Source organism: Megasphaera cerevisiae DSM 20462 (genome assembly GCF_001045675.1).
Taxonomy (GTDB): domain Bacteria; phylum Bacillota; class Negativicutes; order Veillonellales; family Megasphaeraceae; genus Megasphaera; species Megasphaera cerevisiae.
In genome coordinates this window covers 1-25,202 of record NZ_LEKT01000030.1, presented here as the reverse complement: position 1 = coordinate 25,202, position 25,202 = coordinate 1, and the positions used below count along the sequence as shown (strand labels likewise).

General features: G+C 43.3%; 20 protein-coding genes and 1 pseudogene. 7 read left to right on the top strand and 14 right to left on the bottom strand.

The genetic code is table 11. The features are described 5' to 3' along the window. Window positions 1-20 precede the first annotated feature (20 nt). Window positions 21-3,761 carry a DNA-directed RNA polymerase subunit beta gene (rpoB, locus tag AB840_RS09465; protein WP_048514599.1) on the bottom strand — a complete coding sequence of 1,247 codons (3,741 nt, stop codon included), beginning with the start codon at window positions 3,759-3,761 and terminating at the stop codon, window positions 21-23. Between the two features lie 401 nt (window positions 3,762-4,162). After that, the gene (locus tag AB840_RS16105; protein WP_160300566.1) at window positions 4,163-4,747 is read right to left on the bottom strand and encodes a UPF0236 family transposase-like protein; all 585 of its coding nucleotides are present in this window, start codon (window positions 4,745-4,747) and stop codon (window positions 4,163-4,165) included. Window positions 4,748-5,087: 340 nt separating this feature from the next. Here AB840_RS16105 and AB840_RS17820 point away from each other — a divergent pair. Both AB840_RS17820 and AB840_RS18295 read left to right on the top strand, forming a co-directional pair. After that, a pseudogene (locus AB840_RS17820) lies at window positions 5,088-5,407 on the top strand (transposase); the annotation flags it as partial. Then, the gene (locus AB840_RS18295; RefSeq protein ID WP_143742730.1) at window positions 5,376-5,492 is read left to right on the top strand and encodes an integrase core domain-containing protein; all 117 of its coding nucleotides are present in this window, start codon (window positions 5,376-5,378) and stop codon (window positions 5,490-5,492) included. The pseudogene AB840_RS17820 and the gene AB840_RS18295, both read left to right, overlap by 32 nt. Window positions 5,493-5,532: 40 nt before the next feature. On the opposite strand, the gene AB840_RS09450 is transcribed toward AB840_RS18295, so the two are convergent. The 5 genes from AB840_RS09450 to AB840_RS09435 all read right to left on the bottom strand — a co-directional run bounded on the left by AB840_RS09450 (window position 5,533) and on the right by AB840_RS09435 (window position 11,976). Further along, window positions 5,533-6,846 (bottom strand): hypothetical protein, encoded by a 1,314-nt coding sequence (locus AB840_RS09450; protein WP_048514596.1) that lies wholly within the window; start codon window positions 6,844-6,846, stop codon window positions 5,533-5,535. Beyond that, complete coding sequence (locus AB840_RS18085) at window positions 6,827-6,952, bottom strand: hypothetical protein (RefSeq protein WP_268776089.1); 126 nt, start codon at window positions 6,950-6,952, stop codon at window positions 6,827-6,829. Before AB840_RS18085 ends, AB840_RS09450 begins: the two co-directional genes overlap by 20 nt. Before the next feature lie 452 nt (window positions 6,953-7,404). Beyond that, the gene (tyrS, locus tag AB840_RS09445) at window positions 7,405-8,661 is read right to left on the bottom strand and encodes a tyrosine--tRNA ligase (protein WP_048514595.1); all 1,257 of its coding nucleotides are present in this window, start codon (window positions 8,659-8,661) and stop codon (window positions 7,405-7,407) included. An 80-nt stretch (window positions 8,662-8,741) separates the two neighbouring features. Further along, window positions 8,742-9,950, bottom strand: coding sequence for a Na+/H+ antiporter NhaA (gene nhaA, locus AB840_RS09440; protein WP_048514594.1), 1,209 nt, complete (start codon window positions 9,948-9,950; stop codon window positions 8,742-8,744). Window positions 9,951-10,062: 112 nt separating this feature from the next. Continuing rightward, entirely contained in the window at window positions 10,063-11,976 is a 1,914-nt protein-coding gene (locus tag AB840_RS09435; RefSeq protein ID WP_048514593.1) for a fructose-bisphosphatase class III, read from the bottom strand. Between the two features lie 399 nt (window positions 11,977-12,375). Between AB840_RS09435 and gdhA the strand changes: the two genes are divergently transcribed. Continuing rightward, window positions 12,376-13,725, top strand: coding sequence for an NADP-specific glutamate dehydrogenase (gdhA, locus tag AB840_RS09430; protein WP_048514592.1), 1,350 nt, complete (start codon window positions 12,376-12,378; stop codon window positions 13,723-13,725). Between the two features lie 219 nt (window positions 13,726-13,944). Here gdhA and AB840_RS09425 read toward each other — a convergent pair whose 3' ends face one another. From AB840_RS09425 to AB840_RS09415, 3 genes are read right to left on the bottom strand one after another with little or no spacing between them, the layout of a single operon-like run. Continuing rightward, the gene (locus AB840_RS09425) at window positions 13,945-15,111 is read right to left on the bottom strand and encodes a M20/M25/M40 family metallo-hydrolase (protein ID WP_048514591.1); all 1,167 of its coding nucleotides are present in this window, start codon (window positions 15,109-15,111) and stop codon (window positions 13,945-13,947) included. A gap of 37 nt (window positions 15,112-15,148) precedes the next feature. Further along, window positions 15,149-16,099, bottom strand: coding sequence for an AEC family transporter (locus AB840_RS09420; protein WP_048514590.1), 951 nt, complete (start codon window positions 16,097-16,099; stop codon window positions 15,149-15,151). A 15-nt stretch (window positions 16,100-16,114) separates the two neighbouring features. Further along, complete coding sequence (locus AB840_RS09415) at window positions 16,115-16,900, bottom strand: carbon-nitrogen family hydrolase (RefSeq protein WP_048514589.1); 786 nt, start codon at window positions 16,898-16,900, stop codon at window positions 16,115-16,117. Window positions 16,901-17,070: 170 nt separating this feature from the next. Here AB840_RS09415 and ybaK point away from each other — a divergent pair, with 170 nt between their 5' ends. Continuing rightward, entirely contained in the window at window positions 17,071-17,583 is a 513-nt protein-coding gene (gene ybaK / locus AB840_RS09410) for a Cys-tRNA(Pro) deacylase (RefSeq protein ID WP_048514588.1), read from the top strand. Beyond that, a complete protein-coding gene (locus AB840_RS09405; protein WP_048514587.1) occupies window positions 17,583-18,239 on the top strand; it encodes a uracil-DNA glycosylase in 657 nt (218 codons plus the stop codon). Before ybaK ends, AB840_RS09405 begins: the two co-directional genes overlap by 1 nt. 134 nt (window positions 18,240-18,373) lie before the next feature. Here AB840_RS09405 and AB840_RS09400 read toward each other — a convergent pair whose 3' ends face one another. After that, on the bottom strand, window positions 18,374-19,126 hold the full coding sequence (locus tag AB840_RS09400) for an isochorismatase family protein (RefSeq protein WP_048514586.1): 753 nt from the start codon (window positions 19,124-19,126) through the stop codon (window positions 18,374-18,376). A gap of 312 nt (window positions 19,127-19,438) precedes the next feature. Here AB840_RS09400 and AB840_RS09395 point away from each other — a divergent pair, with 312 nt between their 5' ends. Beyond that, window positions 19,439-20,266, top strand: coding sequence for a MerR family transcriptional regulator (locus AB840_RS09395; protein ID WP_048514585.1), 828 nt, complete (start codon window positions 19,439-19,441; stop codon window positions 20,264-20,266). Window positions 20,267-20,440: 174 nt separating this feature from the next. Here AB840_RS09395 and AB840_RS16095 read toward each other — a convergent pair whose 3' ends face one another. Next, window positions 20,441-21,673, bottom strand: a complete 1,233-nt coding sequence (locus AB840_RS16095) for an MFS transporter (RefSeq protein WP_268776090.1) — start codon at window positions 21,671-21,673, stop codon at window positions 20,441-20,443. A gap of 315 nt (window positions 21,674-21,988) precedes the next feature. Beyond that, window positions 21,989-22,963, bottom strand: coding sequence for an NmrA family NAD(P)-binding protein (locus tag AB840_RS09380; protein ID WP_048514582.1), 975 nt, complete (start codon window positions 22,961-22,963; stop codon window positions 21,989-21,991). Window positions 22,964-23,178: 215 nt separating this feature from the next. Between AB840_RS09380 and AB840_RS09375 the strand changes: the two genes are divergently transcribed. After that, window positions 23,179-24,075 carry a LysR family transcriptional regulator gene (locus tag AB840_RS09375; protein ID WP_048514581.1) on the top strand — a complete coding sequence of 299 codons (897 nt, stop codon included), beginning with the start codon at window positions 23,179-23,181 and terminating at the stop codon, window positions 24,073-24,075. Window positions 24,076-24,163: 88 nt separating this feature from the next. Here AB840_RS09375 and AB840_RS09370 read toward each other — a convergent pair whose 3' ends face one another. After that, window positions 24,164-24,820 carry a DUF6062 family protein gene (locus tag AB840_RS09370; RefSeq protein ID WP_048514580.1) on the bottom strand — a complete coding sequence of 219 codons (657 nt, stop codon included), beginning with the start codon at window positions 24,818-24,820 and terminating at the stop codon, window positions 24,164-24,166. Between the last annotated feature and the right edge of the window lie 382 nt (window positions 24,821-25,202).

Here is a 25,202-nt window from a genome sequence, read left to right as displayed (position 1 = left end):
CGCTCCCTTCTACACATACATCAGTCTTCATTCTTTCCATCAACTTCATCATTTTCGGCCTGTTCAGCATCTGCCGCGGCATCGAGACTCATGACACTCATAATGTCATCCTCACCGCCGTTATTTATAAGTTCATTTGTATTACCGTCATCGGCAATCACACTTTCATTTATACCATCATCCGCTACGGCCATAGTACCCGCCGGCGCATTATCTCCTTCCATAACGCGTCGTATTTCATCCTTCTGTTCCGGCTCTACATCATCCTCGTCATCCAATTCCTTGATAACGACTTCTTCTCCATCTTCGTTGAGAATCTGTACATCCAAACCAATAGCCTGTAGTTCTTTCAGCAGTACCTTGAATGATTCCGGTACGCCCGGTTCAGGAATATTTTCACCTTTAACAATTTTTTCATATGCTTTGACACGTCCGACAACATCGTCAGACTTGACTGTCAGCATTTCCTGAAGCGTATATGCCGCGCCGTATGCTTCCAACGCCCAAACTTCCATTTCCCCGAAACGTTGACCGCCAAACTGAGCTTTCCCTCCCAATGGCTGCTGCGTAACCAAAGAATACGGCCCAGTCGAACGAGCATGAATTTTATCATCAACCAGATGATGCAGCTTTAAAAAGTACGTATACCCGACAGTAACGCGGCGATCCATGGGTTCACCTGTACGGCCATCATATAGGACGGATTTTCCATCCTCTGGAAGGCCTGCAATCTGCAAAGCCTCAAATACATCTTCTGCCTGTGCGCCATCAAATACCGGAGTTGCAATATGAATCCCGGCGTTATCCGGTTTCGGCATGCCATACGTATCGACATCATACCCCGCCTCGCGCAGCTTGGCTTCTAAATTAGAATCCATATTTTTAATTTGCAGGCCCATCTCATGCATAGCCCAGCCTAAATGAGTTTCCAAAATCTGTCCGATATTCATACGGGAAGGCACGCCTAACGGATTCAAAACAATCTGGACTGGTGTACCATCCGGCAGGAATGGCATATCTTCCTGACGCATAACCCGGGAAACAACCCCCTTATTGCCATGACGGCCAGACATTTTATCCCCTTCATGTATTTTACGCTTTTGTGCAATATACACCCGGACAAGGCGGTTGACACCAGGGGGCAGTTCATCATTATTTTCACGGGAGAAAATACGGACATTGACTACCTTTCCCGATTCCCCATGAGGCACACGTAAAGATGTATCCCGGACTTCTCGTTCCTTATCGCCAAAAATAGCACGAAGAAGACGTTCTTCCGGAGTCAGTTCCGTTTCGCCCTTCGGCGTAACTTTGCCGACAAGCACATCACCAGGAAACACATCCGCACCAATCATGATAATCCCATCTTCATCGAGATTTTTAGTGCTGTCCTCACTGACATTAGGTATTTCACGAGTAATTTCTTCTGATCCCAGTTTGGTATCGCGGGCATCACATTCATATTCTTCAATGTGAATAGACGTATATAAATCGTTCTTCGGCAGATCTTCACTCAAAAGAACCGCATCTTCGTAGTTATAGCCTTCCCAAGGCATATATGCAACAAGAATATTGTAGCCCAGTGCCAATTCACCGCCGTCAGTAGCCATACCATCCGCCAAAACCTGACCTTCTTCAACATGTTCATTTTTATAAACGAGAGATCGCTGGTTGATGCAGGTACTTTGGTTGGAACGAACAAACTTAATCAGTCGGTACGTATCTACAGCACCGGAATCCGTGGTAACTTCGATTTCATCCCCAGTTACGCGGGAAACAACGCCACTATGCTTGGCCAATATGCAAACGCCGGAATCGCAAGCCGCCTTATACTCCATGCCTGTACCAACAAGAGGCGCCTGTGTCCGCAGGAGCGGCACTGCCTGGCGCTGCATGTTGGCCCCCATCAGAGCACGGTTCGCATCATCGTTTTCCAAAAACGGAATCATAGAAGTCCCGACAGAAACAACTTCTTTTGGCGATACGTCCATGAAATCAACAAATTCACCGCGGAATTCACGGGTATCTTCACCGTGACGGCAGGCAACACGTTCATGGACAAAATATCCGTCATCCGTCAGCGGTTCATTTGCCTGTGCAATAATATATTGTTCTTCTTCGTCCGCCGTAATATAGCGGACATCATTCGTGACAATATGTGTTTCCTTATCCACACGGCGATATGGAGCTTCAATAAACCCAAATTCATTGACCTTGCCAAAGCAGGCCAGCGACGAAATCAGCCCAATATTCGGTCCTTCAGGCGTTTCAACAGGGCACATACGTCCATAATGCGAATGATGTACGTCACGGACTTCGAAGCCCGCACGTTCACGAGACAAACCGCCAGGGCCCAAGGCACTGAGACGGCGTTTATGTGTAAGCTCTGCCAGCGGATTTGTCTGATCCATAAACTGAGACAGCTGACTCGAACCAAAGAATTCCTTGATTGCCGCTACGACAGGCCGGATATTAATAAGTACCTGCGGCGTAATGCTTTCCGTATCCTGAATCGTCATGCGTTCGCGAACAACACGTTCCATCCGTGTCAGGCCAATGCGGAACTGATTTTGAAGCAATTCACCAACGCAGCGAAGACGGCGGTTTCCTAAATGATCAATATCATCAATCGTTCCGAAACCATCCATCAAATTCAAAAGATAATCAATATGCGCAATAATATCCTCTCTGGTAATCGTGCGATGCTCATAAGGAAGATTGCTGTTATTGCAAATAATTTTATATACAGAGCCATCCTGCTTTTCCACAAAGGCTTCTACCAGCCCGTCACCAGAAAATACGCCGCTCTCCCTGATTGTGTGGACTTCAGCCGTGCCGATTTCTGTATGTGCATCAACAACTACTTCACCTGTTTCAGCATTGACGATAGGCTCATGCAGGGTCAGTCCGAAAAGACGGCGCTCCCAGCCCAATTTTTTACTGGCTTTGTAACGGCCTACACGCGCCATATCATAACGGCGCGGATCAAAGAACAAGCCCTCAAATAAATTACGAGCACTTTCCACCGTTGGCGGTTCACCGGGGCGAAGCTTTTTATAAATTTCGACCAATGCTTCATCCTGAGATTCTGTCGTATCTTTCTCAAACGTTGCTTTGAGACGCTTATTATCAAAGAACAATTCCATAATATCGGCGTTGCTGGACCAGCCAAGCGCCCGAATCAAAACGGTCACGGGGATCTTACGATTCCGATCAATACGCGCATACACAATATCGTTAGCATCCGTTTCCAGCTCGATCCATGCTCCACGGTTCGGAATCACTGTCGAACTGTACAGCCGAATCCCCATCGGGTCGATTTTACGGCCATAATACACGCCCGGCGAACGGACCAGCTGGCTGACAATAACACGTTCTGCCCCATTGATAATAAATGTACCTGTATCCGTAATCAGCGGGAAATCACCCATAAATACTTCCTGATCCTTAATTTCCCCTGTTTCATGATTCACAAGGCGGATCTGGACCCGAAGCGGTGCGGCATATGTCGTATCGCGTTCCTTACATTCGCGGATATCGTATTTCGGCTCCCCTAATTTAAAATCTTCAAAGGATAAAGACAGGTTACCCGATGCATCTTCGATGGGAGAAATGTCTTTGAATATATCTTTCAGTCCCTTTTCCAGGAACCATTCGTAGGATTTATTCTGTAAATCCAACAAATGAGGCATTTTCAAGACCTCGTTAATCTTAGCATACGTGTATCGAGTCCTTTTCCCTACTTGTACAGGTTTGAACATGCTGATTCTTCACCCCTTATAAAAAGTAAACCATTATGATAATGATAGCGTCAAAAGCATTGCACAAAGCGACAAAAAAGCAAGGCTCTGTATAACAGCTCGAACCTTGCTTAACTTTTTGTTCACCGGAAGCGCTTCCTCCATGTATCTCATAATATCATTGAACATTTCGCAATGAGTCATTATATCACATGGATTTACATCCGTCAAGTATTTTTTTCATCAACACTTCAATTAGCCTACTAGCTGGCCCTTATCTATCTTTAAATAATTAGCGATATATTTTATTATATCATATCAAACATCCATTTTTCAATTTTCAAGAAATTTATGTATGTGTCAAGAAGTTCTCGGTACATGTATTGACCCAGATAATAGCTAGCCTCATCGACTTTGCTTTGTTACAAAAATGCAGGCGTTGAAAAGCTTTTTGCTAACTTCCCCATGGCACTACTGGACGGACTCGCATTACAAATGCGTCCGTGATGAATCCCGACATGCGTTTGAAAAGGGATCTTTCGCATGACTCGTCTCATCGTTCCTCGAAACGTACGGCTCACCGGAGCGGTAACCCCCTGGGTCCATCCTGCAAACGCCGGATCTAATTCCTGGTTTCGTATGTCCGTAATCACTTTCACCATCGCTGTGCCTCCTGCTCGACTCCAATGACGCCCTTGTTTTTTCATCCGGTAACTGTATATCCGGTGATTGCTCTCACAGGCACCCATGCCGCTTGAAGATACAGCGATCTTTCGTACTTTCAGCGGGGCTAACGATATCCAGTTTCGCCTCACATACTGCCGTAGTTTCTGTACATGCACGAGCTCCTCTGGCGTTTCCGCTGGCGTTTCCGCCGTATCCAGCAATCCCTGCAGCGGTTCCCATCGATATTCTCGCAGTCCTTTGCGTATCTCGTCCTGTAACGCGGGTTTTGTGAAATACAACCGCTCTTTCAGTTTGCGGTTCACGTGATACCGATCCAACACATGCTCATGCTGCTTGCATCCTATGACCAGGCCCCCAAAGACGTCTTTTCCATATCCCCGCCGCCATCACTGTTGCTCACACTACCACATGCGCCAGATCGTACGTACTCTGCAGATACGCTGTCACTTGTGTGACGAGCTCGCCATGATTCATCGATGCAACGTAATGGGGACGCACCAACGCAGTACGTGCACCCCTCCGGGTACTTCCTTCACTAATCTGTATCCGATGTATTTCTTGCTGCCTGGCTCCTTGGCCTTTTTGGTGCTACCCTATAAAAGTAGACACATTCTTGCACCAGGCGTATTATTATTTCAAACACGAAAAGGAGGAATTAACTTGTCCACAAAAACACCTCGTTACGAAGAAGACTTCAAACGCACACTGGTGGAGCTTTACCACAATGGCAAGACTCAAACTGCACTTATAAAAGAATATGGTGTATCTCAATCCGCTCTGGGTAAATAGATTAAGCAATATTCTACTGTCGAAACCGACAATGGTGAGATTATCACCGCTAAACAGGTCAAACAACTCCAAAAACGCAATGCGCAACTGGAAGAGGAAAATCTTATTTTAAAAAAAGCGATTGCCATATTCACGCCACACTCAGACAAAGACTAGAAGCTGTTTTTAAACTGCGCTGTCAGCATCCAACGGTATAATTCTAAACGGCCACATGCTTCGCTTGGATATTTAACTCCTAATGAAGTAGAAGAAGCTTATCACCAAATGCAGGGATAGTTCTGCATTTTTATAAATTATACTTTTAAAATGTGTCTACTTACTTGACTGTGTTCCAGCCCCCTTGAATACGGTTCAGCGTAATATTGCCCCCGCTGATATTGCCGCCAGTAACATAGTTTTCGGTCTGGCTGAGCCGGTCATTCATCAGGTCTACATTGACTGCGGCATATCCCTTATAGCCTTCTACAGCGCGGTCTGCCTGGGCATAGGCCACGTTGGTAATGGAGGTACCGCCGGTGTAGACAGGGCTGCTGCCTGCAGTATTCTTGTTATACGCAGTGCCCGCCAATGTAATGGAATCCTTGTTATAGGCATTATCAGTCTTATCATACATGACAGCGCCAGTTAATGTTCCATTTATCGTAGTAATATCACCCGCATTTTTTGTGATATTCTGCATGTTTGTTTCGATCTGAGTCTTGTTATTGCTGATGTTTTGTGTATTAGTGGAAATATTTTCCGTATTGGTATCCTGCTGTGTCTTGCTAGCCACGTTAGTAATGGTAACCCCCGTAGTCTGCTTGACATCATTACCATCTACGACATCCATTTTCACCTGACCGTTCTCTGCGGCATAGCTGCCCTGTTTGACATGCTTTTCCGTTTTTTTTAGCTGACTTACATTGACAGCATCGGTATCATTTACACCGGCTGCTACCCCAATAACGCGTCGCTGTGTGCCGTCTGCATAGCCGCCGACTGAGACTACGTTATTTTCTGTCGCCTGACTGCCGTAGCCGATAGCGACGGAGTTTTTTCCGGAGACGCTGGTATTTGCTCCAATAGCAGTACTGCCCCAGCCGGATACCTGGGCCCCTTTGCCGGATGTCGTACCATACATAGCACTCACGGATGATTCATTCCCCAGCGCTATACCGTAAGAAACATTTTTCACGCTGCCGGGAATAACGCCAGCTTCTTTAAAGCTTTTATCACCCAGAATAAAGTCCGCCGCCGTTACCGTACCCGTTGTATAAGTATTTCCTTCGTTATCGACCTGAAAACCGGTCTGAGCATCCCCGCCTATTCGGAGGCCGTCTTGGGTCAGAGAATTATACATATTTTCGTAGCCTGCGGCCGCGTTTTGTTTCACATAGAGACCTTTTTCATTGAGCGTGGCACCCTGTTTGTTTTCAGCTTTTTCTGTTTTTATATTTTCAGCCTGTATTACTGCTGCAGACACGGGCTGCGTCTGGACCTGCGGCACTGAAGATATCTGAGCGTCATTGGCAGAGGACAGCGCCGTCTGAGCCATCATCATTCTCGTCAATTCCGCATACATTGCGTCTTTCTGAACCGGCTTGATTTTCCACTGTTCTTTTAAAAAGTTGTCATACTCCTGTCCCGTCAAACCCGCCGCATATACTGCCGGCGCATCGTTTATCCCCCCCCCCTATAATCGTAGTCTCCATTAAAACGGCTGCTGCTAACTTTCTTTTCTTACTGTTTTTCACCATACAATTATCTCCTTTGCCATACTTTTATTTTTCCCCGCCATCATAGCACGAAAGAAATCCATATGCTTAATTAAGACAATGAATATGACATATAAAATGTCTTTTTCTTAAAAAAAAATATATATTCTTCCCATTTTAATTAAAACACGAATATTCGTCATTGTCTTGTTTATTTTTAAGTATATCATAAAATTACTAAATATGTATGGCAATACTATTATAAAAAATACAAATAATGAAAACTTTAATATAATCTTAATGTTTTTCATGTTCACCAACCCCTCTATAGCTATTTTTTACACTCTCCTCAAAAGAATGCTCCCCCGTTCTGACGCAAAAAAAAAGCACCGGAGAATAATCCGATGCCTGTAATCGCCTGTCAAAAATAGTTCTGACACAGTTTTTTCCTATTTATTACAGTAGCCTATGAAAAAAATAATACTAACCATAGTTTATCGCTGTACCCGTGCCAGCGTATATTTCTTTTTTCCCTTACGGACGATAATATACTTGCCGTTTGAATTCTTATGTGGCCGGACAGTTTCATCCAGAGAAACCACTTTAACGCCGTTTATCGTAACAGCTCCATTAGTGATATCTTCACGGGCCTGCCGTTTCGATTTGTAAATAGTCGATCCGACCAGCCAATCGACAACATTGTTTTCTTCATTTGCTACGTCGACTGTCGGCATTTTTCCAAACGCTTGTTCCAGCTCATGTTCCGACAAATCAGCAATGCTGCCGTGATACAAAGCGTCTGTGATATTTTGCGCTTCCTGCAATGCTGCCGGACTGTGAACAAACGCAGTGACCTCTTCTGCCAGCCGGCGTTGTGCCAAACGCTTTTCCGGTTCATTCTGAACCGCTTCTGCTAGCGACGCAATTTCCTCTTGACCGAGGAAGGTGAAATACTTTAAATATTTGACGACGTCAGCATCATCCTGATTAAGCCAGAACTGGTAAAATTCAAAGGGGGAAGTTTTATCCGGATCCAGCCATACCGCGCCGCCTGCTGTCTTGCCGAACTTTGTCCCGTCCGCCTTGAGCATAAGCGGAATAGTAAGTCCAAATGCCATGGCATCGCTGCCGTGCATTTTACGAATAGTATCAATGCCAGCAGTAATATTCCCCCACTGATCGGCACCGCCAATTTGAACCTGAACATCATTATGCATAAAAAGATGTTCAAAATCAATGGATTGAAGAATCTGGTATGAAAATTCCGTAAAAGAAATACCTGCCTCCAAACGGCTGGATACAACTTCCTTTGCCAGCATAGTATTTACGCTGAACAATTTACCGTAATCACGAAGAAAATTCAACAAATCAATTTGTCTCAGCCAATCATAGTTATTCACGAAAGAAATTTCAGCCGTTTCCCCAAAAAGATGCATAAACTGGGCTTTTAATTTTTCGGCATTTTCATGAATTTTTTCGATTGTCTGCAGCTGCCGTTCTGTCTTGCGCCCACTGGGATCCCCAATAACACCGGTACCGCCGCCAATAAGAACATACGGATGATGACCTGCCAATGCAAAACGCTTCAGCATCATAAAAGGAATCAAATGGCCAATATGCATGCTGTCCCCGGTCGGATCGACACCACAATACAGAGAAATGCTTTTTTCTTCTGTCAGCTTACGCAATCCTTCTTCGTCTGTCATCTGATTGACGGCACCGCGCCAAGACAGTTCATCAATAATATTCATCAAACCCGCTCCTTTATATACAGTAATTATCTTCATTATACCCATCCGGCAAGATTCCGTCAATAAATACGGCGGCTTCCTCAACTCGCCCGTCTGCGGCGCTGCGTCCAGGCAAACACGCAAGTTCCCGCCAGACCGGCGCATACCGATGCCACTACGACGGCCGTCTTTGCCGTCATTAAATCCCCACCGTCAGGAAATGCCAGCGACGCGATAAACAGAGACATAGTAAATCCAATTCCACCCAAAATACCGGCTCCCAGGAAATGCCCCATGGTCACATGCGCTGGCATGGCGACAATCCCCAGCCGGATCAAGCTGTACACCGCCATGAAAATTCCGAAGGGTTTGCCAATCAGCAGCCCTGCCATGATCCCCAACCCAATGGGAGAGAAAACAGTACCTACGCTTTCCGCATTAAGCATAATCCCGGCATTTCCTAAAGCAAACACAGGCATGACCAGATAGGCCGACCAAGGAGAAAGTCTATGCTCCAATCGATGGAGAAGATTTACCGTACCACCGTTTCCTGCCGGAATCGCAAACCCCAGCAGTACACCGGCAATCGTCGGATGAATTCCTCCCTGCAGAAACGCGTACCATAAAAAAACACCGCCGGCTAAATAGACCCAGACAGATTGTATATTTTGGCGGCAAGCCCAAAATAAAAGCAGGATGACCATCACTCCACCAAGCAGCATCGCCATATGAAGCTCGCTGGTATAAAACAATGCAATGACAATAATGCCACCTAAATCATCTACAATCGCCAGGACCGTCAGAAACACGGCAATACTGCGCGGTGCCGACTTAGCAGCAAATGCTAAGATCCCGAGAGAAAAAGCAATATCCGTCGCCATTGGGACTCCCCAGCCGGCCATAGACGGCTGACCCGCATTGAAAGTAATATATAATAGCGCCGGCACTACCATGCCGCCAATGGCCGCAGCAACAGGCAAAATCGTAGCCAACGGTGATTTCAGTTCCCCAAAAAGAAATTCCCGTTTGATTTCCATCCCGATCACAAAGAAAAATAGTGCCATAAGGCCGTCATTGATCCAATGAAGGAACGACATGGTCAGACGCCATTGACCAGCACCTATCGTAATCTCCCGGTGTAAAATATGCTCATATATATCTGCCCATCCGGAATTAGCCAGAATCATCGCAATAACTGCACAAAGAAGTAATATAATTCCGCTGGAGGATTCCTGACGAAAAAAATACTGAAACGCCGTTGTAATCTGATTGATTTGTCTATGAATATACTGGCGTGTTCGCTTTTTCATTTTTCATTCGTTCCTCCTTATATATGACTGCTCTTCATTATTCCCCATACGTATCCTTAAAGATATATCGTTATTGTATCACAAAAAAGCAGCACCGATAATAACCTCACCGCTATCCTTCTTCTGCTCGTTCCAAAATAGTTCCCTGGCGGTATGCCGCAAGAAGGGCGTTTAAATCATCAATCATTTGCAATATTTTTTTACCATTATCAGTATCCCCAATCATAACCCGCTTCGGTTCCATTTCTACCTGCATGGATTCCGAATCGATATCAACGTTATTCATAAGTACCTGATTCACATCTTTAAACGGATAATGCGCCTTAATGCGAATGCCATGTGAATTAAAAATAAGCGTATAACCGGCAATTCCCGTCGAATCCTGATAGGCCTTGCAAAAACCGCCGTCAATACAAATCTCCCTGCCTTCCGCACGAATCGGGCTCTCGCCCTTTTTCACCTTAACCGGCGTATGGCCGTTGATGATATGTCCCTGCGGGGAATCAATACCAAATTCATGAAGAATTTTAATGCATTCATCCTTATCACGATTGAGTCGGTAATAATCATTCTGCGGTTCTTTCCATGTCTCCTTATCCGCAATATAACTGCGTTCGAAGGTTTTGACAATTCTGCCGGATACGGGAGAATCGGTGCCGCACCACATATACCACATATAGTCCAAACTACTTTCATCCCGCTTTTCAAAAGCCTGCCGGGCAATAAAATCTGCCTTATCCATGAATTCTCTGCCTTTATACGGTCTGCCATCGAAATAGATAGTTTTAAAACTGCCATCTGCATTCAATGGGACACCGCCATGAAACAACAAATTATTGTTGCAGCTGCGATACAACGATCCATGACTATACAAAAAACGCATATGACGCTGCAGTCGTTCACTTTCCAAAAACTCTGACTGTATATCTGACATAATGCGGTGCTCCTCTGGTGATAAGGTATATGGATCCTGCGGGTTAAACGTTGGAAAATCCGTCGTTATCAGCGGATACGTCTGATTTCCCAAGGTAATCGTCCCCTGTTTTAGATTAATCTTATGAAACAAAAGGCGGTCATCCATATTATATTCAGGATGCCTGAAAACAGCCTGTCCCTCCAGCTTGCATAATATCACGTTAATAGCCTTGACCATCGGTTCAATGCCATCTTCCTGTCGATATCTGTCCAATGCAAATAACGCCAACGGTCTCAGACTGATGCCGTAACCGCTTTCTAAAATTTCCATATTATGATATCTGATATTATTACGCAGCACATTGGCAATGCATGCCTGACTGCCGGCCGCGGCACCCATCCAAAGAACATCATGATTCCCCCACTGAATATCCAGAGAATGATGATGCATAAGATTATCCATAATTTTGTCAGCATGCGGGCCGCGGTCATAAATATCCCCGATAATATGCAAATGATCTACAGCCAGACGTTTAATCAGATTCGCTAACGCATAGATAAATTGACGTGTACTGCCCGTTTCCAAAATAGTATCAAAAATTTTAGAATGATATACATGCCGGTTCTTATCTTCGTCCGGCTGTGAATGCAGCAGTTCATCAATAACAAATCGAAAAGCCGGCGGCATTGCCTTACGGACTTTAGAACGGGTATATTTAGATGACAGCAACTTAGCCAGACGAATCAAATGATTCAACGTTGTTCGGGCCCAATCATCAGTTACTATATGCTGACGTTTAAGCAAATCCAATTTTTCTTTAGGATAATAAATAAGAGTTAGTAAATCATCCCGTTCCTCCGGCGTCATGGAATTGGCAAAAATCATTTCTACTTTTTCACGGATGACACCAGAACAATTATTCAAAATATGATAAAAAGCCTCATATTCACCGTGCAAATCACTCATAAAATGCTCGGTCCCCTTAGGCAGATTAACAATAGCCTGCAAGTTGATAATTTCCGTAAAGGTAGCCGCCTGTGTCGGATATTCTTTAGACAATAATTCAAGATATCGTAAATAATAGTCAGAATAAGTTCCATAGGTTTCCATGATACAGTAGTCCTCTTTTCTTTAATATAGTATACGATTTACCCTTTTACTTTCTTTTATTGTACTCTATGTTCAGAAAAGTGGCTAGAGGATAAACACATATTGACTCTCTCTGTAATTATATGAATAATTCAAAAACAATATAGCCTCTTTTTATTTATGCCGTTTAATTATATTTCAAATACTTTTTATGAATATTGCTGCTTTGTCTTTTTATTTGTTTACCCATTTTGCTTAAATACCAATTTTTTTTATGACATCCGTATTTTTTCGATTCTATATTTTCTATAAACAAAAGTTATTTTCACATTGCGGTATTTTCAAACACAAAAAAAGATGCTATGATGTGGCTATGGAAAGCATTATTGAGGTATACAAATTTTATATGAGGTGATGTTAATGAACAAGTATCTTGAATCTGTTGTTGAAAAAGTGAGAACCAAGTACGCGAATGAACCTGAATTTGTACAAACCGTAGAAGAAGTATTTTCCTCGATCGAACCCGTCGTTGAAAAACACCCTGAATACGAAAAGGTTGATCTTCTCAACCGCTTGGTTGAGCCAGAACGTCAATTCACTTTCCGGGTTGTATGGCAAGATGACGCCGGTGATTACCATACTAACACAGGCTATCGTTTTCAATTCAACGGCGCTATCGGACCTTACAAAGGCGGCCTGCGTTTTCAGAAAAACGTATACCCCGGTATTATTAAGTTCCTCGGATTCGAACAAATTTTTAAAAATGCTTTGACTGGTCTGCCTATTGGTGGCGCAAAGGGTGGCTCTGACTTTGATCCTACCGGAAAATCTGATGCAGAAATCATGCGGTTCTGCCAGAGCTTCATGCAAGGTCTCTATCGTTATATTGGTCCCGACATCGACGTTCCAGCCGGTGATATGGGTGTTGGCGGCCGCGAAATCGGCTATCTTTTCGGCGAATACCGTCGTTTGAAGGGCGCTTTTGAAAACGGCGTGTTGACCGGCAAAGGCTTTAGCTTTGGCGGTTCCCGTATTCGACCGGAAGCAACGGGCTACGGTGCGGTGTACTTTTTAGAAAATGTATTAAAAGATGACGGACAGGATATCAAAGACAAAACAATTGCCGCCGCTGGTTTCGGCAATGTAACCTGGGGCATTTGCAAAAAAGCCGCAGAACTCGGTGCCAAAGTCGTTACCTTGTCCGGCCCTGATGGCTATGTATATGATCCCGCTGGTGTAATCACAGAAGAAAAGATCGAATATTTAGTGGAAATGCGCAACAGCGGCCGTAACCGCGTACAGGACTATGCCGATAAGTTCGGCGTGGAATTCTTCCCCGGCGAAAAACCTTGGAGCAGAAAAGCCGATATTATTATGCCTTCAGCAATGCAGAACGATGTGCACATGACAGAGGCCAAACAAATCGCGGCAAACCATGTGCGGTATTATATTGAAGTCGCTAACATGCCTACCACCAATGATGCTCTCAGATACTTAATGGAACAAAAGGACATGATTGTAGCTCCGTCTAAAGCAGTAAACGCCGGTGGCGTAGCTGTATCTGCCCTCGAAATGAGCCAAAACAGCGAACGTCTCGTATGGACTGCGGAAGAGGTCGACGCCCGTCTCCATGAAATCATGAACACAATTTACAATAACTGCAAGGATGCTGCTGCCAGAAACGGCCTAGGCTATAATCTCGTAGCTGGAGCTAACATCGCTGGTTTTGAACGGGTAGCTGATGCCATGCTTGCGCAGGGCGCATTCTAAAAACGTATAAAATAAGTTCAAAAGAGCTTCAAACTGACGTTTCAACACAACCAAGATGCCAAAGCACAATACACTATATATAATTTTCACCTGTGTAAATACAGTTTACGTGATCAGCAATATAAAAAGCAGCCTCCACACCTGTCAAGGTGTAGAAGGCTGCTTTCGTTTACGTATATAGACCCGTTTCTAATTCAGTTACCTATCTCTATGGGGCTATCATTGGGATTGCCCTCTAAACTCTTCTTTTACTGCTTTTCGCAGGACTGCATCTCCGGCCATGTTGATCACAAGCCGTCCAATAATTTCTGCGCCCTGCAGAATTACAGGCTCTATTTTTTTATTTTTTACCATATTGGCAATTTGTACAGAATGGTCCGGGTAAAAAGTATCTCCCATCGCCAAATGGAGATGGAGCGCCGGGCATTGATGGCTCACATTGCCAATATCGGAACTGCCGCAGCCCGCCGGTTCCGTAAACGGAATATGCATGTCCCGCAAGATAGTCCGCACCGCCTCTGTAGCCGCTTCATTCCATACCATATTGTCAAACTCATAGCCTACCTGACGAACATCATAGGTAGTTTCCGTAGCAATTGCCGCACCTTTAAAGCAATTCATAATTTTATCTACAATTATATTCAAATATGCCCGTTCCGTATGCCGAATACAGCATTCCAATTCGGCGTAATCCGGAATAATATTTGATGCGGCACCACCATTAACGATATATGTGCCGATACGGCTATCTGGCTGCACATGCTGCCGCAGCATATCAATAGCATGCATAGCCAAAGTAGCCCCATTGAGGGCATTTCGCCCGTGCCAGGGATCGCTTGCCGCATGGGCTGTCTGTCCGTGAAATTGGATGCGATAATCACTCAATGCCAAAAAATGTGAATTCGCCGTCGTCTGATTTGGCGACATGTGTACCATAACAGCCAGATCATATTCAGTAAAAATATATCGCCGGCACATGGCGACCTTACCACCATGCAATTCTTCGTCCGGTGTGCCGATCAAGTCAATATCAACGGGCAAATTCTTCATCACATGAAAAGCCGCGGCAGCTAAAAAGCTGATTGCACCGCTGGCAGAATGACCACAGCCATGTCCAATGCCTGGCAGGGCATCGTACTCTGCCAAAAGAGCCACCTTCATAACCGGCGCAACAGAGCGGCAAACGACAGCTTTATATGCTGTCAGCTGATCGGCAAACTGTTCAATTATTTCCATACCTGACGCATGACATAGTGCAACGTGAGCCGCACAAGCACGAAACTCTTCTCCTGAAAGCTCCGGATCATTGGCAATCTGATAATTCAAAGCAAAAGCGTCTGAACAATGCGCCTGTATACCTTGTTTAAATACATCAATCAAAGACATAACCCCTCCTGCATCTCAACTCCGGAAACACCATTCTTTAACCGCCTACAATAAACATATATAACGGTATAACTATAATTCCCAGCAGTACCGTAATAAAGCTGACCTCCGTTGAATACCGGACATCCGCTCCCACCGCCTTGGCAACAACGGTCATCTGAGTCATCGCCGGCATACTAGCCTGCATGGCAAAGACTTTTGCCGACATGTCCGTCACTGGAATAAACGGCAGCAACACAAGAACGCAGACTGGACATACAATAAACCGTCCGATCAATGCGCCAATAATGTCCCGATCCCACCGAACGGACGCCAGGGAAATACCGCTCATTTCAATGCCAATCACCATCAGCGATAACGGAGTTGCCAAATTGCCCACGTATTGAAAGGATACAAGAATAAATTCCGGCAGCCTGATATTGGCCATAATGAGGGCAAGACCAGCCAGAAAACCCAGCAGCGGCGGAGAAAACACTTTTTTTAAAGTCTGTATAGAAAAAAGCGGCATATTTCCCTTGCCGCCCGTACTATCATTGACAATATGATATACGCCTAAAGTCCAAAACATGGTCGTGTTCACCATGTAATACAGCATACAGGCAGGTACACTTTTAGTCCCAAACAAAGCCAAATTAACCGGCAGGCCGATGAAAATGGTATTGGCAATAAAGAAACAGGTAATAAATACACCCTGCCTATCCTTTCGTATATGAAGCGCTGCCGCCGCCATACGACCAACAGCATATGCTAAAAGAATAGAAACAATAGGGAGAAGCAAATCCGGAGCCAGACTCAAAAGAGAATCGTGCGTAAAATCCCGTTCAAGCTGGCAAAGCATATATAATGGCAGCGCTATTTTCATCACCAGCTTTGTCAACAAGGCACTCGTCTTAGCTTCAAACCATCCCTTTTTAGAAAGAATAAATCCTATCGCAATAATAAACAACACTTCAAAAATTCCCTGCAGCCCGTGCAATGCTCCCGCCATATCCTAATCCCCTTTTTAACGCAAGTCATATAAGTCAGGACGACGGTCCCGGAATACATTGATACGTTCTCTGATTTTTTGAATAACAGACATATCTGCATCTGCCGTAATGATTTGTTCCCGCCCGTCTCCCTGGGAAAGCACCGCGCCCCATGGATCAATGATCATGGAATGCCCGCAAAACTGATACGAACCGGCTTTACCACAGCTGTTGACAGCAATAACAAAAAATTGATTTTCTATCGCCCTCGCTCTGTTCAAAATCTGCCAATGCTCCAAGCGGGGCTGCGGCCATGCCGCCGGAACAAACAAAATCTGCGCTTCCGCCAAGGCGGCCATGCGCACCCATTCACAGAAGCGCAGGTCATAGCACGTAACAGACGCCATTTTAATTCCGTCCAATTCAAACACAGCAGGCTGATTACCGGCCGCAAACACTTCATCTTCATGGCCCGGTGTAAACAGATGTACTTTATCATACGCTGAAACGATTTGCCCCTCTCGATCCACGATATACGTCGTATTATACACATGCGCTCCCCGCCGGTTTGCTACGGAACCTCCCACAATATTAACCTTATATTCCCTTGCTAAACAAGACAGAAATGCCCGCGTACGCTTACCATCATTATCCGCAAGATCTTTGACATTTTCAGGATAAAAAGACGTATTCCACATTTCTGACAGAACGATAATATCAGCATGCTGAGACGCCGCAGCCCGAATATATTGTTCAGTTATTTGATAATTTTTTTCCACATTGCCAGAAGCAATTGCAAATTGAATTGCCGAGATTTTCATCGTAATCCCTCCTTTCAATACCTACAACATTCAGTGTTTATTTTATTATAAAAGACTTATACCAGAAAAACAATATATCTGCCGGCTTCTTTTCAGCTGCTTTTCACTCTCTGACAAATATGCTATAGTATATTTAGTTTTTTATATAGATATACAAGGGAGGCGTTGGCATGGCAAAAACAAAAAAGACAAATGTCATGCGTATTTTAGATAAAGAAAAGATCGCCTATTCGACGAAGGCTTATAGTTATTCGGAAGAAGATTTATCTGGAGTTCACGCCGCTGCAGAGCTCGGTATGAATCCGGAACAGGTATTTAAAACACTGGTCGGTCAGGGTAATAAAACCGGTCCCGTTGTTTTCTGCATTCCCAGCAACAAAGAACTGGATTTGAAAAAGGCCGCCGCCTGCAGCGGCAATAAAAGTGTCCATCTTCTCCACGTCAAGGATCTTCTCGGCCTGACCGGTTATATACGCGGTGGTTGTTCTCCCATTGGCATGAAAAAACAATTTCCCACCTATATTGATAAATCTGCCACATCTCATGAAGCTATCAGTCTGAGTGCAGGCATGCGGGGACAACAGGTTTTGATAGATCCCCGTGAAGCGGCTAATCTGATTCATGCGGTGTTTTATGATTTGACAATGACTGACGTTATATTGACAGAAGGAAGGATACGCTGATGAATACGAAAATGGAGGACTGGGTAGCAGCGCTCATGCAGTGCGAACAGTGCCCGCTGCGCCGCGAAGGAAATCGCGGTCCCACACGGTATTGCGGAGATCCGTCATCACCGCTTATGTTTGTCGGCGAAGGACCTGGCGGTGTGGAAGATGCATACGGCGTGCCCCTTGTCGGCCCGTCAGGACAATTATTGGACAAAGCCTTATGGAGCGTTGGTCTCACGCGGGATCATATATATGTCACCAACATCGTAAAATGCCGGCCTCAAAATAACCGTACGCCGACGCTTGAAGAGGGAAAGTGCTGTGCCAATATCCATTTGGTAAAAGAAATAGAACTTGTACAACCTAAAGTAATCGTCTGTCTGGGCAAGGTCGCCTTTCAATATTTTTACGGCCGGACGGCCAGCATTATGAAGAACCGAGGCAAATGGTTTGAGTATATGAACATTCCTGTCATGCCGACATATCACCCAGCCTTTTTACTTCGTCAGACAGGCCACTCTTTAGTGGAATCAAAGTGGCAGGTATATTACGACTTCAAAGCCGCCGTGGAAAAGGCAAAAACAACCGCACCGGACTATATATATCAAAGCACTGAAAAGCCTGATTTGCTGAAGCAATATGAAGAGCTGCGCAACGCACGGCATTTTTAGACTACTTACCTGTCCTGGCAAGATTGCACGGTGTGTGCCCTGCTTTCCATGCAGGAAAGAAGGACCCATAGAGTGTTCACGGTATTGTGACACTCTATGGGTCCTTTTTATATCCATAGCTATTTCAAATAGTTTTATTTTATGACATCAAACGGATCTGCGACGACATGCTGGTTAGCATTATTCCAAAAATTACCTATTACATATCCATATTCCGATAAATTTTCAGTGAAAGGGGTAAACATATCATTAGCGGTTGGCCGTTTCCAATCGGCTTGCAATTCGCAGGCCAGAGCAAAGGTAGTTACCAGTTCGGCGCCGGCATTGGCCATCCGGGAAACAGCAGCGTCAAATTCCATCTGACTCCATCCGCCGCAGGCATCAATGACAGGAAAAACCTGATACCCGTCATTTAACAGAGAGAGCGTAGGGAAAGTGCAGCAAGTTCCTATTGTTACTCCGGAAATAATGATATGATCTCGACCAGTTTCCTGAATGATCCTTAGCAGTGCTGCCCGAAAGGTAGGATCTTCATATGCATTGATAATACCTGTACGACGGTAAATAGGTTCATCCGGAAAAATCTCTTTCAATTCAGGCATGGTATCTCCATTTTGCCACTGCGCATTAGACGATGTAAGCAGCACTGGAATATGCAGGGCCCTAGCCGTTTTTGCCAATCCAATAATACTGTTTTTCAAATCCGCCAGCCCTTGCACACGGACACTGGAAAGCAATCCGATCTGATTATCAATAAATAGCATAATTGAATTGTCGGCTGTCGGCTTATCGTATGGCTTAAAGCCTTTTTCTTTGGCTTCTGCTGCAGAAAGCGTATTTGGAAGCACCTGATCAGACAGTCCACTGATGATTTCATGATTTGACATAAAAATTCCCTTCTTTCTGAATAATGTTTAATACTATAAAATCAATTTATCAATACGGTGGGTACCCACACTCAGATATCATTCCACCCCATTACCGGATGGTTCTGTATACTCTTTTGCCGTATTGATTTTATGTATCAAATAATACACCGTATATCGATTGTCAGGTCAAGGAATGATACGTGTAAAATCAGTAAAAAAATCTTGAAGAAACACCCTGATACTGTATAATTTAAGCAATAAACGATTTGTTATTATCATAAAACCAGACAGCTTGTATAAGGTTTATATAATAGGAACGGAGGAAATTACATGAAAGAAAAATATAAAATAGGGCAAATTTCAAAACTATTCGGCATTCCAATTCAAACATTACATTATTTCGAAAAATGTGGCTTTATCTCTCCCGAAAAAGATATGCAAAACAATTACCGCTATTATACGGCGTGGGACGTTAATGCCCTGCTGGACAGTAAATACCTCCATTCTTTTTGTTTCTCCAATGCCGAAATCCGTCAAATACTTAATCATGATGATCTGAAAACCATTACGGATCGCTTGGATGCCCAGGAAAAAAACTTTCTTGATATCATATACCATCATCAAACCATTTTAAACGAACTGCATGAAAAAAAGCGAATGCTCCTCTCCCTGCCAATGCTGACCGGGAAGTTCAAAGAAATCACCCGTGCTCATCTGTTTTTTAATCCGTATCGGGTAAACAACAGTTATCCTTCGGCAGAAAACAGAACGCAGCCGATTCAAGTTAAAGAATGGCTGCCATTTCAACCCTTTGTAAAGGCAACATTCATGATTCCATTCGAAAACATACAAGCGTGCACATTGGAAAAGGCAGATTGCCTGTGGGGCTTTTCTATTTCTCCGGAACGGGCAAAAGAACTGCAAATGCCAACAGGAATTCCTGTAGAATATATCCCTGCACAAAGATGCATATATACTATATTTGCTGCCACCGAAACGCACACCTTCATCCATGCATTGCAAAAAGAAGTATTCTCTCCACTGACAGCCAATGGCTATACTATCGCGGATGCTCCCATTGGGAAACTGCTGGTGCGTTCACATGAGGGAGGACAATACACGCGCTACTTTGAAATATGGGTTCCCATAAAGCCATAAGTATAGCAGATTCATCCGTACCCGCATCCAGGCTTGTCTGGTGTTTTCCTCTGCTTATTTTTCCAGATCACGCAATTAGCGTTCCATCCATATAGTCAGGACGCTTTTATAGATTCCAGCCATAATACCATTGAATTCAACTTTATTATGATGTCAGCTTCAAACGCATCAACATCATTCATCTCCACAACGTGTCACTCCTCGCTTTAGAAACAACGCAGCAATAAGTACCATGACACTCAATACCAACGCCACTTTAAAGGCATTGTTAAAACCCGTTGTTATAGCATACTGCATGATATTATCAGAATAAACCGTAGTTTGTAAATATTTTTTTTCTCCTATTGCCATAATGCCGACAAAAACAGCCGTACCCAGCCCGCCTGCCAGTTGCTGCAACGTCAACATGACCGCAGTACCATGAGAATAATATCGCTTGGGCAGCTGATTTAATCCATTAGTTTGTGCCGGTGTAATAATAGCTGCTATTGAAATCAGAATAAAACAATTGAGCAGGATAAATATCCAAAGACTAGTAGAGCTGGACATCTCAGAAAATCCCCAGGCCGTGGCAGTCATCAATATGGCCGCCACAACAATCAAACGTTTAGGCCCAATCTCATCAAATAACTTACCCGCAATAAGTGCAGTTACCCCATTCATAATACCGCCCAGCAACATTGCAATGCCCGTCATAAAAACAGACAATCCCATAACATCATGAAGTACCATGGGTGTCAAAAGTGCCACGGCAAACGCTAAAGTCATACACCCCATCACCAAGAATACGCCTAAAGAAAACATGGGATACGCAAAAACACGCAACTGTAATACGGGTATCTTTAAAGACATCTGCCGGTACACAAAGGCTGCCAATCCCAACAAACCGATCAGTCCTTCTACCATATAGATTATGGAAAAACCATTCATACCTATCATGCTAATACTGTATAAAATGCCGCCAAAACCAAGAATAGATAGACCCAAAGACATTATATCAAAAGGCACCTTTATGGGAATTGTTATATTTTTTAAACATACAGCACCTAACACAAGTGCCAAAATCAAAAATGGCAATATCATAAAAAAAAGCCAGCGCCATGCTAATTGCTGCAATATAATACCAGCAAAGGTCGGAGCAATGGCCGGCGCAGATAAAACGACCAGCCCTATCATACCGATGGCTGTTCCGCGTTGAGCAAGCGGGGTGATGACCCATATTGTATTTGTCAATAACGCCATCAACACACACGTCCCGGACGCCTGAATTATCCGTCCTGCTAACAGCATCCAAAAACTTTGAGAACATCCGCCTATTTCCGTTCCCAGTATGATCAGGCCCATAGTCACAAAAAATATCTGTCTGGTTGTAAAGCTTTGAATAAAAAAAAGCCGATATAGGAACAACAACCGTCATAACCAGCATAAAACCGGTAGTCAACCACTGTACGACTGAAATTGATACATCGAATACCTGCATAAAAGTACGTAATGAAACATTTAAATACGTTTCATTTAAAACCGCCAAAAAACCGAAAAAAAGCAATGTTGTTTTGATCATGCGAAAATTGCCGCTCATTATTGAAGTAGGCATCCTATTATCTCCTAAAATATATCCAAATAACCACAGATACATCTAACTTTTTTCAAATTAAATGTATCTGTTATGTTTTAAGCTCCTGTATTCAATTACTGGTGTCTTTATCTATGGCAGGAAATTGTCTATCGGTATAAAAATTTAGACAAATCCCAATATGTACTAACACGCTCTTTCCAGACAAAGCTATATGTTTCCAATAAATCTTCAGCCCTTAACGGCTTCCGGCCAGTCAGCATCTGGACCGCATCACTTTGTACTGCCATCAGACCATCTCGAATACTAAATTCGTTAGTAACCATATCATTGCCGCAAAAGGGAACCGGAGATTGAGAAAAATCCCCATCAGTCGTTTTGGGAATATGGAGAGAATCTAAATATTCAAAAAAGTCAGCTGGACTAACTCCATAATAGGTATACGGTATGCCGGATACAGCGGCAATCATAGCGCAAATTTCTTTCTCGCTGATCAATTCTCCCCCAGTTACATCGTATGCCGTATTTAGTTCCCCTTTGCCCATCAATAATGCAGCTCCCACCCGGCCGCTGTCATCTTTTGCGATGAAGCTGGCTTTCCCGTCACCGGCCGGGGTAATCCATTTATTATCGCTTATATTAGCCAGCAATAGTGAATTAATCAAGTAATTTTCCATGTATAAATTATTTCTCATCACATTATATTCTATACCGCTATCTCTCAAATATTGTTCTGTTGCCGTATGATCTGGCAATACATATTGATTATAACCTTCGCGATCTGCCCCCAGAAAGGACGTATAGGTAAGGTGCTGCACGCCGGCAGCTATTGCTGCATCAATAACATTTTTATGCTGCTGAATCCGTTTCGGGCCATTAATAATACTCGACACGACAAATAATCTGTCGCTGCCCGTGAAGACCTTGATCATTTGTTTTTTATTATCATAGTTGGCTTCTTTTACTTCCACGCCTTGTTTGATCCACTGCTCCAGAACATGCGCAGGAATTCGCCGTAAATTTACACAAGTAAAAATTAAATTTTTACCCTCTACAGCTTTCAGCATGTTGCTTGCTACTCTGCTCCCTAATTGCCCATCCGTTCCAGTTACGATATAACGCATATAAAAATCCCTCCTTTTTTTTTCTATAAAAAATAAATTATTTATAAATTAAATACCTCTATTATTGATGTGAAGTAAAATCGTATTCCTTCTATATATTCTCACCTCCTTATCTGATATCTAATATTTTAGTTCTTTTTATATTAAAACTGAAATACAACTATGCTATAATTAATAAAATATTTTTATTAATTATGTAGACTGGAGAAAATATTATGAACATAAAACAGCTGGAATATTTTATCTATTTGTCTGATAGTCTTAATTTTTCAAGAACTGCACAGCATTTTTATGTAAGCCAGCCCGCAATCACACATCAAATGAATACGCTAGAAGATGAATTAAAAGTCCGCTTATTTATCCGTACTAAAAGAAAGGTTATCCTAACACCAGCCGGTACCTCTTTTTATAACGAGATAAAAGACATTCTCACCAGAATCCGTATTGCCATAACAAAAGCCCAAAATTACAACAGGGAATTTACATCCAATATCTCAATCGGATATGGCAGCAATGATGAGGTAAAATATATGTCTGAAATACTAAAATTATATAAACATAAATCCCCCCACATTTATGTTCATTTACAAACAGCTGCGTATGAAGAAAAAACTAATTTATTCGTCAATAATAAATTAGATATCCTTTTTACAACCAAAGAAAGTATTGCCACTTGTACCAACGCCAATTATTTTGAATTATTTACCAGTAAATTTGTATGCATCTTCCCAAAAGAACATCCATTATCCACTCACACGGTAATCAACATAAACGAGCTGCCTTGTGACTCCTTTGTCATATTAAATCCTCTGCAAAGTCCCCAGGAAATGACACGTGTACAAAATAAAATTCAAGAAAATTATCCAAATGCTGTAATTTATCTAAGCGATAGCCCCTATACGGCCTACGCCATGATCAAAGGCGGATATGGAATCGCTATAATGCCAGATTTTGCCAGTCCCACCGATAGCGATCTATCAATTATTCCTTTAGCTATTAATGAATCGATTTCCTTTGGCATTTGCTGGCACAAAAATGTAGTTCAACCAGAAATAAAAACCTTTGTTGCCATTACAAAAGAAGTCTACCATGCGACCACAAAACATGTTTGAACTCCTATGTACAAAATATTACCTCGCAAATATCTTACCATTTCCCTATTGATGAAATCATACATAATGTCAAATGTACGATCAATCATCATTTCCCGCCGGAAAGATGAACAAGTACTTCATAACAAGCCTTTCGTTCATTGTCATTTTGCAGATCTCTATGGAGTGTTTCTTGCTTAAGTACAAATGCCTTCATATCTTCAACCCACCGTTCAAAATGTTGCGCTGCATGGTTAAGAAGAAAATCAATAAGCTCATCCTCTTTAGTAATAGCTATCAGTTTTTTCAAATGGGCAAGGCAAAGACCCTCTGACTGGCTGTATGCCCGCTTCCCATCTGCAGATTGCAATGTATAATATATGTCCTGAATATATGCTTTTTCCAGCGGTATCAGCATGTGGCAGACAAAACAATGCTCGTTATCCACAGGCAGAACAGATTGCTGATGTCCTTGTAAAACCGACTGATATAATTTGGCAGCAACTTTTTCTGCAACAGAAATATACCCTAGAGAAAAATCATAAGAAGACGCCATATCATAGATCTGCCATGTATGCGATGAACACATGCCGCCAGCCTCTGCCAATTGATTCTGAACCGTTTGCTCTGTGCTCAACTGATATTGATACCAGGCCAAAAAATCAAATGTCGCTTTGGCAATATATTGACAAACCGGACATCCGTGCGCATATAAGTCTTGCAATACATTAAATGCAGGGAAAACATAAGCTGGTTCCGGTGTCAAAATGGGCGTTATCTTTTTTTCAACAAATGCAGCGGTTTGAGAGAACGTAACATTCGGGAAATACTGCTGTATAAAATGCTGTAATTCATTGGATTCATACCGAGCCGCATCAGCTAAACGGAGTACCTGTCGAACGGGTTTGTCAAGTTAAGTGTGTAAGTTTTTTTAGGTATCATAAAAGAAGATGCGTTACCAGTGATTGCTGGCTTTAAAATTTCTCGTATTTCAGGATACGAGCTTGCAGCTTATCATCCATAGCCAACTGGTTTCTGACCATCGCCCAGTTCTGGATATGATGCCCTTCCCACTTGGCATAGAGTTCCTTTACCCTGAGATAGAGAACCTTGAAGACAGATTCCTCGCTGGAGAACGAGCCCTTCTT